8 protein-coding genes and 2 rRNA genes (1 of these 10 running past the window's edge) are annotated in these 11,732 nt (G+C 56.7%); 1 reads left to right on the top strand and 9 read right to left on the bottom strand.

Features of this window, described 5'->3' with window-relative positions:
- Window positions 1-279: 279 nt before the first annotated feature.
- Window positions 280-774: a MarR family winged helix-turn-helix transcriptional regulator gene (locus AUP74_RS07320; RefSeq protein ID WP_069946997.1), complete on the bottom strand. Its 495-nt coding sequence runs from the start codon at window positions 772-774 to the stop codon at window positions 280-282.
- The gene (locus tag AUP74_RS07315; protein WP_069946996.1) at window positions 774-1,253 is read right to left on the bottom strand and encodes a glutathione peroxidase; all 480 of its coding nucleotides are present in this window, start codon (window positions 1,251-1,253) and stop codon (window positions 774-776) included. Before AUP74_RS07315 ends, AUP74_RS07320 begins: the two co-directional genes overlap by 1 nt.
- A 210-nt stretch (window positions 1,254-1,463) precedes the next feature.
- On the opposite strand from AUP74_RS07315, the gene AUP74_RS07310 reads away from it, so the two are divergent.
- Entirely contained in the window at window positions 1,464-3,407 is a 1,944-nt protein-coding gene (locus AUP74_RS07310; RefSeq protein WP_069946995.1) for a cytochrome c/FTR1 family iron permease, read from the top strand.
- Window positions 3,408-3,489: 82 nt separating this feature from the next.
- Here the strand turns inward: AUP74_RS07310 and AUP74_RS07305 are convergent, their stop codons facing one another.
- The 7 genes from AUP74_RS07305 to AUP74_RS07275 all read right to left on the bottom strand — a co-directional run.
- On the bottom strand, window positions 3,490-4,605 hold the full coding sequence (locus tag AUP74_RS07305) for a hypothetical protein (RefSeq protein ID WP_069946994.1): 1,116 nt from the start codon (window positions 4,603-4,605) through the stop codon (window positions 3,490-3,492).
- A complete protein-coding gene (locus AUP74_RS07300) occupies window positions 4,605-5,309 on the bottom strand; it encodes an OmpA/MotB family protein (RefSeq protein WP_069946993.1) in 705 nt (234 codons plus the stop codon). The genes AUP74_RS07305 and AUP74_RS07300 overlap by 1 nt, the downstream gene beginning before the upstream one ends.
- Window positions 5,299-6,606, bottom strand: a complete 1,308-nt coding sequence (locus AUP74_RS07295) for a MotA/TolQ/ExbB proton channel family protein (protein WP_069946992.1) — start codon at window positions 6,604-6,606, stop codon at window positions 5,299-5,301. The genes AUP74_RS07300 and AUP74_RS07295 overlap by 11 nt, the downstream gene beginning before the upstream one ends.
- Before the next feature lie 3 nt (window positions 6,607-6,609).
- Complete coding sequence (locus AUP74_RS07290) at window positions 6,610-7,836, bottom strand: class I SAM-dependent methyltransferase (protein ID WP_069946991.1); 1,227 nt, start codon at window positions 7,834-7,836, stop codon at window positions 6,610-6,612.
- 91 nt (window positions 7,837-7,927) lie between these two features.
- Window positions 7,928-8,545, bottom strand: a complete 618-nt coding sequence (locus AUP74_RS07285; RefSeq protein WP_069946990.1) for a bactofilin family protein — start codon at window positions 8,543-8,545, stop codon at window positions 7,928-7,930.
- A gap of 1,373 nt (window positions 8,546-9,918) precedes the next feature.
- Window positions 9,919-10,034: ribosomal RNA gene (rrf, locus tag AUP74_RS07280) — 5S ribosomal RNA — on the bottom strand.
- A 209-nt stretch (window positions 10,035-10,243) separates the two neighbouring features.
- A 23S ribosomal RNA gene (locus AUP74_RS07275) occupies window positions 10,244-11,732 on the bottom strand; it runs 1,390 nt beyond the window's last position.

Here is an 11,732-nt window from a genome sequence, read left to right as displayed (position 1 = left end):
CGCGCTGATCAACATACAGTGTGGAATTCTGCCGGAGGGGGTCGAAATAAAATTATCTGCCACAGCGGGCTAGTCGCAGCGTAGGTGCGGTGGGTCGGCATCGGAGCCAGAGAGAGAGCTTTGCAGCGTGCATGGTGGTGTTCGGTTTCAATCGATGTCGAGAACGCCGACTATAGACTCACCAAGACGGCAGATCAATGCCCATCCTAAAAAAGCCGCTTCCTGCAAACTTGAGGGTGTGATTTAACACGGAATGATCGATTTTCTGCAATAGCCATCCTACTCACCAGAAGCCCGGCCGAGGTCATCGATCAACCGCCACAGGCCCCGGCGAAGCTCCGCAAGCCCCTCGCGGTCCAGGTCCCCGACACGAGCGGAGCCTTGCAGCCAGTCCCGGGCAGAATTCTCAAGCGCACGACCTGTATCAGTGAGCAGAATTTCCGTCACCCGTTCATCGGCGGCACTGCGCCGACGCTCTACCAGCCCTGCGGTTTCCATGCGCTTCAGCAGCGGGGTCAGGGTGCCGGAATCCAGCAACAGGCGCTGCCCGAGCGCCCCCACGGTGGCCGGCCCATCACCATCCCGGTCCCAGGGCCACAGTGCCAACAGCACCAGATACTGCGGATAGGTGATACCCATCTCGTTCAACATTGGCTGGTAGGCACGGGTCACGGTGCGCGAAGCCGCATACAGCGCAAAACAGAGCTGGTTACCCAGCGCGAGAGGGTCGTCGCTCTCGCACGGGGCAACCGATGGCCGCGGCGGCACTGGCATCAGAGCAGTGCCTCGATCTCGGCTTCCAGGGACTCGGGCTTGTCCTTGGGTGCAAAACGCTTCACTACCTGCCCGTCGCGATTCACCAGAAATTTGGTGAAGTTCCACTTGATCGCCTCGGTGCCGAGCAGGCCCGGCGCTTCTTTCTTCAGCGCGCGAAACAGCGGATGGGCGTTGTCACCGTTCACCTCGACCTTGGAGTACAGGGGAAAGCTGACGCCGTAGTTGAGCTCACAGAAAGACTGGATCTCTTCGTCCGTGCCCGGCTCCTGCCCGCCAAACTGGTTGCAGGGAAATCCCAGCACCTCGAAGCCGCGGTCGCGGTACTTCTGGTAGACGGCTTCCAGTCCTTTGTACTGCGGAGTGAATCCACACTTACTGGCGGTATTCACAATCAACAGCACCTTGCCGGCATGCTCGTTCAGGGTGGTCTCACGGCCATCCTGGGTTTGCAGCGACTGCTGGTAAAGTTCACTCATGCTTTTCCTCCCTTTTTAGATTGTGGACAATTTAATTGTGCACAATAGTATTTGCAAGTTTTCCTCCTGACTTGCGAGGGGCACATTGGTACGGGTATCGAGACAGATGACGGTCCGGGGGTTTAAACTGAGAATAATTATCAATAATATTGCGATCTTTATCATGTCCCATCCGCGGCCCCGCCCGTGACAACTGTGAGCAGAACCTTCATGCGCCCTTTCACTTTTATGCGCCACTCCGTTCCACTGATCCTGACACTGTTGATGTCATGCCAGGCATTCGCCGCGGGCAGTGAACAAGCTGTCACGCCGCAGGAGATGCGACAGCTGATGCAGGTGGCGGAGTACATCGGGGTGGATTACTCCGAAGCGGTCGCAGAAGGCGAGATCATCAACGCGGGCGAATATGAAGAGATGGAGGAGTTCTCCCAGCTGCTTCTCGATACCTCAGCCCGCCTGGGCAAATCGACCGCAGCTGACGCCATCCGCACCGAAGCCAGAGCACTGCAGGCCGCCATCCAGTCGAAGTCCGCCCTCACTGTCATCAAGGGGCACACGGCCCGGCTACGGCACGAGCTTCTTAGCCTGGCACCGGCACTCTCCCTACCACAGAGCCTGCTGGAAGAGAAAACGGTGGCGGCGCTCTATCAGGACAACTGTGCCGCCTGCCACGGGGAAGCCGGCATGGGTGATGGCCCACTGGCCGCGCAGCTGGATCCCCCCCCGATCAACTTCCACGACCGCGAACGGGCGGAAAACCGCTCCCTGCTCGGCCTCTATGACGCCATCAGTGAGGGCCTTGAGGGTACGTCCATGGGCGCCTTCTTACAGCTGTCAGAGCAGCAGCGCTGGTCGCTGGCTTTCTATGTCGGCGGCATGGCGTTCGATGAAGCACCTGCGGCCGGCGACAATGCAGTCCCGCTCTCGCTGGAAGAGCTGGTGATGTTCAGCCCGCAGGTCTTGCAGGAGAACAAGCCGGAACTCGCCGCCGAGGCGATCGCCGCACTGCGTGCTGACCCGACGCCATTATTCAAGGCGCAGGCGCAATCAGGGGCTGGCCCCATTGACTATGCCCGCACACAACTGCAGTCCAGCCTGACTGCCTACCAGCAGGGAGACTATGCTGCCGCTCGCACCCAGGCCATCAGCGCCTACCTGGACGGTTTCGAACTGGCGGAAAGTGCGCTCGACTCCCACTCGCCGGCACTACGCCAATCCATCGAGCGGGACTTGCTGGCAATTCGGGGCATGCTTAATAAAGAAAGCGCCCCGGCAGTGGTGGAGGCCCAGGTCTCTGCAGTGCTGGAGCGTCTGGCTGAGGCTGAGGAAATCCTGGCAGGCGAAACCCTTTCCGGTACAGCGGTCTTTGTCGCCAGCCTGCTGATTCTGCTCCGCGAAGGGCTGGAAGCGCTGCTGGTTGTCATCGCTCTGACTACGATCCTGATCAAAACCGGACGCAACGACGCAGTTCGCTATGTGCACCTTGGCTGGATCGGCGCTTTTGCTGCCGGACTTCTGACCTGGCTTGCAGCTCAGCACCTGGTCACTATCAGTGGCGCCAGCCGTGAAATCATGGAAGGCGTGGCCGCCATGCTCGCCGCTGCAGTGCTGTTTTACGTGGGCTTCTGGATGCACAGCAAGACACATGCCGACCACTGGCAGCAGTATATCCGCGAGCGTATCAATCGTAGCCTCAGCTCCGGCGCACTCTGGGGCATCGCGGGGCTGGCCTTTATTGCAGTTTATCGCGAGATTTTTGAAACCATCCTGTTCTACCAGGCCCTGGCAACCCAGACCGGTACCGGCCAGGCCTCTGCCCTGTGGGGTGGTTTCGCCGCAGCAGTGGCGCTGCTGGCCGTGTTCGGCTGGGCGATGGTGCGCTACTCAGCCCGCCTGCCCATCGGCAAGTTCTTCTCGGTAACGACCGTGATCCTGCTGGGCCTGTCCTTCGTCCTCGCCGGCAAGGCCGTGGCCGCACTGCAGGAGGCCGCCCTGATCCCGATCACCGCGCTGCCGGTATCTTTCTCCTTTGACTGGCTGGGTATCTACCCGACGTGGCAAGGCATTGCACTGCAACTTGCGATCCTTGCCGCCGCGGCCTGGCTGTGGTTTGGCGGCCGTAAGCCTGTGCCGACAGACTCCGCGCCGGCATAAAACAAGAGGCTGCGCTTTCCATCCACCACAAAAAAGCCCCGCTAAGCGGGGCTTTTTTGTGGTCTAGAAAATATCGTTGCACTCAACGCAGAGCGAATCCCAGCTCGGATTCGATCTGCGCCCTGGTCCACAGACTCCAGTCCTTCCCCGCCTGCCCTTCAGCGCGGCGCTCCACCACCCCCCTGCGCAGAGCCGGCCACGCGAGCACCGCGGGAGGCTCGCTCTCGGAAAACCTGAAGAACAACTCCGGCGGGGGCAGCATCCGTTCCAAGCTGCGTAAAAGTGGTTGCCAGCCCTGCGGCAGAATAGCCGCGGCCAACTTCCATGAGGCTACGGGCGGGCGGCTCGCCTGCGCCATCAGATCGCGATAACGAATCTGCGCAGCGCTCAAGAGATCATCAGCTTCATAGTGCAGGCAGCCATCCACCTGTCGCTCAGCACAGAGCAGGCAGATACCCTCGGGCAATGACAGTCGCTCGGCGTCTTCCGCATTCAGCTGCCAACCCGACTCGCGAGAGTGACAGCGACATTGGGGACACGCCTGTTCGGCGTCTGCCGCGGGTGGCATCAGTTCAACGGGACTCATACCGGGACGCCAGTAGCATGGGCCTCCCGGAAAATAGCTGTCGCCATGGCTGCGTACGTGATCAATAAACTGGAAGGTTGCGGCATCTGCACCGCGGCCAGCCGCAGCCTGCAGGCAGCCCGGGCAAAACCTGAACTGCCCGGGATCGCCAACTTTTTCGAGCGCTCCCCGCTCCGTAGCCACCCAGGCTGTACTGCCTTCATCTTTCAGGGCGTTGCTGCAGGGAAAAAGATGCACGAGGGAGGCTAACTGGCGGCGCCGGGAGGGGTCATCGATCGTGGTGTTTTCGACACCGAACACCATGACTGGATGGCCCCGGTAACACCAACCGGCCGCGCTGCTCTGCAGATCGCCCAGGCTGACCTGCATGCCCTGCTGCAGTTCACCGGAGAGCAATTCGCTTGAGGATAGCTGCGCGTCTGGCGCGACAAACGGGAGGTTATCCGCTTCCAATTCAGCGTCGGCTGCCATTTGCGTCGCAGCCTTCAGGCTTTCTTCGATCTCGACGTCGTCCTGCTCCAGTACATCGCTTCCAGCCGCCTCGACCGGCTGACCGGAGCTGGAAACATCGCCCCCCCGCAGCCGCGCAAAGGCTTTTTTCCAAAGTGCCACTACATGGCCTCCTCTAGTATTCGATGAATCTGCGCTTCTGAGTTGGTGATCACTCGAAAGGCCACCCGTTTTGATTTCTCTGGATCCTCGGAGCCGTCCTCACGCAACACAGGCCGTGCGGACGAGTATCCCACCGCTGCCACCAGTGCCAGCATACCGGGGACTTCCGCTTTCGGCATCAACCCCTGCACATGACGCAGCACTTCTCGTGAACGGCTCTGGGACAAGCGCAGATTCTTGAAGTAATTATCTGTTGAGGTGCCGCCGGCACCCCACTCCGAACTGGTATGCCCCTCAATATGAATGGCCCGGATTGATCCCAGGAATGGCTTCAGCGCACTGATATAGCGGGGAAAGAAATCCTCCATCACCCGCTGCGCATCCCGGTTCATCTCTGCCTGGCCGACCGGAAACATGGCGTCTGAGTTATTGAACGCAATAATCAGCCGGTCTTTGTCAATTGTCGCTCCCCAGCGATTCAGATCCGTTTCGAATTCCTGCACCAGCGTCTGGTAGATAGCAAGCTGGTTATCCCGGTATGACTGAGCCAGAGCGCGGATCTTTTCCCGTTCCTCCATCATCGAACGCATCATCACGATGGAGATGCACAGGAATACCATCATCAACCCGGCCATCAGATCTGAGACGCTGAGCCACTCGCCGTCTTCGGTTGCCCGACTGTTCGCGCTGAGCCTATTCGGCATATTCGACTTCCCTGGCCCTGACCCGCCGCATCTGGGTTATCAACTGCTGGAAATCGCGGGTAAATGTGCCGCTGACTGTCGCCAGCGCCTCGCCCATGGCCGACAGGACCTGCTCCACCTGCCGGTTCATCTCCCGGTCTATCTGCTCGTACTGGCGGCGGATCGAGATATCGGCGCTCTGCAACTCCTGACGGATGGCCACTGACAGCGCCTGAACCATTTCTTTGTGGGTTGTGGCAATCATCTGCGCCAGTTCCCGCATGGATTCCCGGTGCACCTCGGCAGAATTGGTGACCAGCGACTGCATTGCCTGCGGGTCCAGCGCCTTGAGCCCCTCTACGGCACTGACAACGTGTTGCAGGCGTTCCGTCAGTGCATTCGCTTGCCGCTGCAACAGCTGCTCGATAGACAGCAGATTGTCGTCTACCCGCTGCTGGGCACCGGCGACGCCCTGAGCCAGCTGCTCGATACTTTGCGGCAGCTTGGGCACCAGTGCCGTCAACTCCTGTACCGATTCCCGCTGCGTATTCAGCAACTGAGCCAGCTGCGCGGCCTGCTCCCCCTGCTGTGACAATAGCTGGTCGAGACCACGGTAAGCCTGTGGTAGTGCAGCAATACGTTCATGGGCTCTTTCGATCATCGCCTGTTGCTCGAGCAGGGCGGCCTGGCTCGCCTGGCACTGCTGGCTCCAGGAGGAAACTCGCTCGGCATGCGCGCTGTACTCAGCCGCTGCTCCTTGCAGCAGCGGACCCAGCTTATCCAGCTGACCACAGAAGTTTTGCAGGTTATCTCCAAACTGGGTTTGCAGTTTGGCGTTAAAGTCAGACACCACCTGCTGCAGCTGCTCGACCACTGCCTGGCCAGTCCGATCGGCGTGTTGATTCAAAGCCGCGTGCAGAGCCACCAGGTTCCGGTTCAGATCGTCGATGGTTGCCGCCCCCTCCACCGGGTCTGAAGCCAGGCGCACCATACGGGTAAAGACCCTCAGTAACAGCGAGAGCGCCAGCCCGATCACACTGGTAATAAAGGCCGTCTTCAGACCCGCCATGAGATCGGCGATGCTCCGGTCGATGTCTGTCAGGGTAAATCCGTACAGACCGATGATGATGCCGACAAAGGTGCCGAGAATACCCAGCGAAGTCAGGAAGCCCGGGCACTGATCGACAAATTCACGTCCACGCCCGCTAAAGCGCAACACCAGAGCGAGGAAAAAGATCGCGAGCATCAACACCAGGAAAGTGTCAGTGACCACCGCCGGGGTCAGCGCGGCAAAAACCTGATTAAGCAGTCCCGACATCAATTAGGCTCCCATCATCTTCTTCAATGCCAACTCATGAAAGAAAGCACCACCTGGCAGCTTTCCATGACCCTGCCCGACCAGCTGGAGGTGTGGCATTGACCGAATCAACTCCGCGAGGCTGAAATAGTTTGCAGGTGATTCCCCGGAAGAAAATTCTTTAACCAACACGCCATGGTCCGCCTGTACTTCGAATACAGAAGGACTCTTTGCCAGAATGGCCCGCTTGCTGAACATTACATGCATCTGCCCACCGGGCTTGAGCTTATCCAGCAGAAGCTCGCTCAAAACTTGCACCTCTTCCGGCTTGTAGAAACTGAATAGATCCCAAGTCAGTATCGAATCGACGGGCTGTGTGTCCGCAAACTTTGCGAAGGCAGACCGAATAGCGTCGCATCCAGCCTGCCCACGCCGCTTGTGCCATTGAATGGCAGAGTGCAGATCCAGCACAAACAGCTCTCCAACCTGCTGCTGCAGTGCCCCAATGTTTCTGCCGCTTCGCGGCCCACAGTCAATTACATGGCTGACAGGGGATTTTCGCGCCGGCTCCAGTGCCCTATCAAGGGCAGGCAGAGTCAGCGCATCCCCTACATCCCGGCTCGAGAAATAGGTGGAGATATCCGATGCGCCACCAGGCCGGACCTTGCCAGTAGGCGCACCACTGTCGTATTCAAAAAAGTACTCGAAAAGGTCGTTACGCATCCCCTTTCGCTTGACCAGCGAATCACTGAGTTTGAACCGGCCAAGGCTCTGCATCAGTGTCACGGTCGTGTGACGCTGACAAGGAACCAGAGGGTAATCGGGATCGTCTGTCGTTTCGTAAGTGAAATCCCGAAGCAACTTGAATCGCGCCGGCCGGCTGGGTCGCTGGGCACCGGTATAGATCATGGCATGCAGTAGGGTGCCGGGCTTGAGGTTTGGTCTCAGTAGCTCAAGCAGATGCGCTATCAACTCCGGGCTCAGGAAATTGAGCAGATCCCAGCACAGGATGACATCAAACTTGATCTTCTCCGGCTTTGGGACGAGGTGTTGCTCTAAAGCCGCTTTCTGGTCGGAGTTATCGGCACTATCGCTAAAGAACTCGATCAGGTCTTCGATGTAGCAGGGGCAATTCTTCTGCAAAAAGGCCTGAGTCGTTCCCACGGCAAGAGGACCCAGATCCAGAATACGGTACCCAGGTTGGATAATCTCCTGATTCAGCGCCGCCAGGCCAAGGGAGTGATGCTGCATACAACTCGTCTCAAGACACCACAGCAGTGAAGTGGCGGGACATACCTATACCACGGCAAGCCCCGTCACTCCATCCGGTCACTGAATGTGATCAGGCTTCAGTTTCTGACTCGGCCTCACTGTCGGCGTAGTCAGTAGCCGCGGTCGTGCCGGTGTAATAGTTGCTCTGGGAGCTGCCGGCTGTACTCGCCGCACTGTCTTCACCTTCACGGGGCGGCAGGCTCGGATGGACCAGCTTTTCTTTGAAGGCGGTAATGCGCTCTTTCATCTCCGCATCGGTATCGACCATATCCATGGAGCCGCGGAACTTACCGCCATCATCCAGCTGGATACGCGGGGCGATAAGGTTGCCCTTCACAACAGCGGTGCGGCGGATCTCGATGAGTTCCTCAGCCAGAGCGTCACCAGTCAGTGCACCCTCAACGGTAATATTCTTTGCATGGATGTTCGCATTCAGTTCACCACCGGCGCCCACTGAGAGGTTGTGCCCCTCCATGATCACGGTGCCTTCGATCGTGCCTTCGATGTGCAGGCTTTCGTTACCGATCAGCTCACCGCGGAACTTAATGTTTTTTCCGATGACAGACTTATCATAGTCATCGCTGACAGAAGAGCCGCCCCGCTGTGCCGCGCTACCTTGATCCATAAATCCATCAAGAAAGCTGCTGGAGTTTTCTTCGTTGTTCTGCAGGTCTTCGTTATCAGCCATGTTATTTACTCCTCAGATAGGGGATAGCTGGGTAGATGCCCCATTTGCTAAACCTCAAACAAACCCAGGGCGGTTATTTTTTCACCATCTGCGTGGCGATCGGGTCGTTTGATGATAATGGCGTCACGTATCGAGCGCATATCGCAAAAACCGCTTTTTCCCTACCAACCAGTCGCTTTTTGCTGACTGTGTGAAGCTGTTCACAAAACTCCAGCGGTCGCCAATTCTGCCGTGAATCCCGACTCGGCAGCTCCCTGACAAGCCCGCACCATCCTATTACCGTCTAGCTCCGACACTCTCCTTGCCGCACTGACCTGGTGCCTTGTTAAAACCTAGCTCCAGCGCTGGATCCCCAGGTAATAATCAAGAAAACCTCTCTCCCCAGAGAGAGCACCGTGATCATTCCTGTCAAAACTATATGTCGAACTAAAGCCGACACTTTTAGACCATGAGTGATCCACAGAATCTTTGGATGATGCTGTGAATAACTCTGGGATATCTGGCAGCGGGACTCCTGTCTCGGGCAATGGCGGCAGGTGCACAAAAATACACCGTCTTATCTGACCTGATGGAGTGCCCTAGTTCGGCCGATCTGTGTTCACTCTGGAAGGTATTGGGTGATTCGCCGAATAGCCCAGGACGCAAAACATCCCTTGATGAAAAGAGTTCGACGCATGATGCAAACCGTATTTAACCCCACGGTCTCTCTACATGATTGCTGATACTTTGTGTGTTTTATCTGTAACTGGCCTGTCATTCTTACGCATGCTGATAGCACACCCTTTTACCAACAGATCCGCTGGATGAAGCTGTGAATAACTTTTGGATAGCGGGCGGAGACCGTTGTGGCATGGGGCTGATCAAAATGCGATGAAAATTACGCCACCCCAAGTAACAGTCAGACAGAAAAGTGGCTGTCAGTTTTATCGTTGTCGGTAATAGTCCTGCAACTCAGGAAACTGTATAGAAGGCCTCATATACACGCTTAAAAGCCGGACATGATGTATCCCCGCAACCATAAGTAGACCCCGCACAGGAAATGACAGAGACCGCACCATTTGAGCCATCAGGGCCTTTGTATCAATCGCTGTATTAAGCAGCGAAAAGCTCACGAGTCGCCGTCGTGGCACGCTGCGTGATAGTGGCAGTAATTCATCGTATCCGAAATAAAAAGGGCCACCCGACTGGGTGGCCCTTTCTTTTATTTAGAAGCCTGACAAACGGCTTAGCCGTTTGGACTGCCGTAGGCAGCCCGAAGGGTGAGGGCTGAAAGCCCGAATCACCATGACCTTTTCGCGAAGCGAAAATAGGTCATCGGCAGGCGTAAAAGAAGAAAGGCCGTACAGTTTCCTGTACGGCCTTTCGGATTTGAAGCCTGACGATGACCTACTCTCACATGGGGAAGCCCCACACTACCATCGGCGATGTTGCGTTTCACTTCTGAGTTCGGCAAGGGATCAGGTGGTTCCACAACTCTATGGTCGTCAGGCAAACTGGCTTGGGTTGGCGTGGTCTTATGAGTCTCTCTAGTGGACTCTGCGCTGCCTGTTACTGCCGTTTGCCTGATCTTGCGATCTGCAGTAACCCCAAATAAGTCGGTGAAACATTCTGTAGTAATACACCGCAAGTCGATCTCTTTCGAGCTCTTGCGCGTCTCTCGGATTCACAATCCGAATCGTTAGTAACCATCTCTGTTGTATGGTCAAGCCTCACGGGCAATTAGTACTGGTTAGCTCAACGCCTCACAACGCTTCCACACCCAGCCTATCAACCTGGTAGTCTTCCAGGGCCCTTCAGGGGACTCGAGGTCCCAGGGAGATCTCATCTTGAAGGAGGCTTCCCGCTTAGATGCTTTCAGCGGTTATCCCGTCCGAACATAGCTACCGGGCAATGCCACTGGCGTGACAACCCGAACACCAGAGGTTCGTTCACTCCGGTCCTCTCGTACTAGGAGCAACTCTTCTCAAATCTCCAACGCCCACGGCAGATAGGGACCGAACTGTCTCACGACGTTCTAAACCCAGCTCGCGTACCACTTTAAATGGCGAACAGCCATACCCTTGGGACCGGCTTCAGCCCCAGGATGTGATGAGCCGACATCGAGGTGCCAAACACCGCCGTCGATGTGAACTCTTGGGCGGTATCAGCCTGTTATCCCCGGAGTACCTTTTATCCGTTGAGCGATGGCCCTTCCATACAGAACCACCGGATCACTATGACCTACTTTCGTACCTGCTCGACATGTCTGTCTCGCAGTCAAGCGCACTTATACCATTATGCTCATTGCATGATTTCCGACCATGCTGAGTGCACCTTCGTACTCCTCCGTTACTCTTTGGGAGGAGACCGCCCCAGTCAAACTACCCACCATACACTGTCCCCGATCCGGATAACGGACCTGGGTTAGAACCTCAAACATACCAGGGTGGTATTTCAAGGATGGCTCCACTGCAACTGGCGTCACAGTTTCAAAGCCTCCCACCTATCCTACACAAGTAGGCTCAAAGTTCAGTGCAAAGCTGTAGTAAAGGTTCACGGGGTCTTTCCGTCTAGCCGCGGGTACACTGCATCTTAACAGCGATTTCAATTTCACTGAGTCTCTGGTGGAGACAGCGTGGCCATCGTTACGCCATTCGTGCAGGTCGGAACTTACCCGACAAGGAATTTCGCTACCTTAGGACCGTTATAGTTACGGCCGCCGTTTACCGGGGCTTCGATCAAGAGCTTCGCCGAAGCTAACCCCATCAATTAACCTTCCGGCACCGGGCAGGCGTCACACCCTATACGTCCACTTACGTGTTTGCAGAGTGCTATGTTTTTAATAAACAGTCGCAGCCACCTGGTCACTTCGACCGGCCTCAGCTTAGGGAGCAAGTCCCATCACCAAAGCCGGCGTACCTTCTCCCGAAGTTACGGTACCATTTTGCCTAGTTCCTTCACCAGAGTTCTCTCAAGCGCCTTGGTATTCTCTACCTGACCACCTGTGTCGGTTTAGAGTACGGTTCACTATTGCCTGAAGCTTAGAAGTTTTTCCTGGAAGCATGGCATCAACCACTTCGTCTCTAAAAGAGACTCGTCATCAGTTCTCGGCCTTAGGGACCCGGATTTGCCTAAGTCCCCAGCCTACAACCTTAAACACGGACAACCAATCGCCGTGCTGGCCTAGCCTTCTCCGTCACTCCATCGC

The organism is Microbulbifer aggregans, assembly GCF_001750105.1.
Classification (GTDB): Bacteria; Pseudomonadota; Gammaproteobacteria; order Pseudomonadales; family Cellvibrionaceae; genus Microbulbifer; species Microbulbifer aggregans.
This window is presented reverse-complemented; position numbering and strand designations above follow the sequence as displayed.

Bases quoted from the DNA above. Each gene is read 5' to 3' on its own strand.
- AUP74_RS07320 (WP_069946997.1), bottom strand. From the start codon at position 774: ATGCCAGTGCCGCCGCGGCCATCGGTTGCCCCGTGCGAGAGCGACGAC.
- AUP74_RS07315 (WP_069946996.1), bottom strand. From the start codon at position 1,253: ATGAGTGAACTTTACCAGCAGTCGCTGCAAACCCAGGATGGCCGTGAG.
- AUP74_RS07310 (WP_069946995.1), top strand. From the start codon at position 1,464: ATGCGCCCTTTCACTTTTATGCGCCACTCCGTTCCACTGATCCTGACA.
- AUP74_RS07300 (WP_069946993.1), bottom strand. From the start codon at position 5,309: ATGCCGAATAGGCTCAGCGCGAACAGTCGGGCAACCGAAGACGGCGAG.
- AUP74_RS07295 (WP_069946992.1), bottom strand. From the start codon at position 6,606: ATGTCGGGACTGCTTAATCAGGTTTTTGCCGCGCTGACCCCGGCGGTG.
- AUP74_RS07290 (WP_069946991.1), bottom strand. From the start codon at position 7,836: ATGCAGCATCACTCCCTTGGCCTGGCGGCGCTGAATCAGGAGATTATC.
- AUP74_RS07285 (WP_069946990.1), bottom strand. From the start codon at position 8,545: ATGGCTGATAACGAAGACCTGCAGAACAACGAAGAAAACTCCAGCAGC.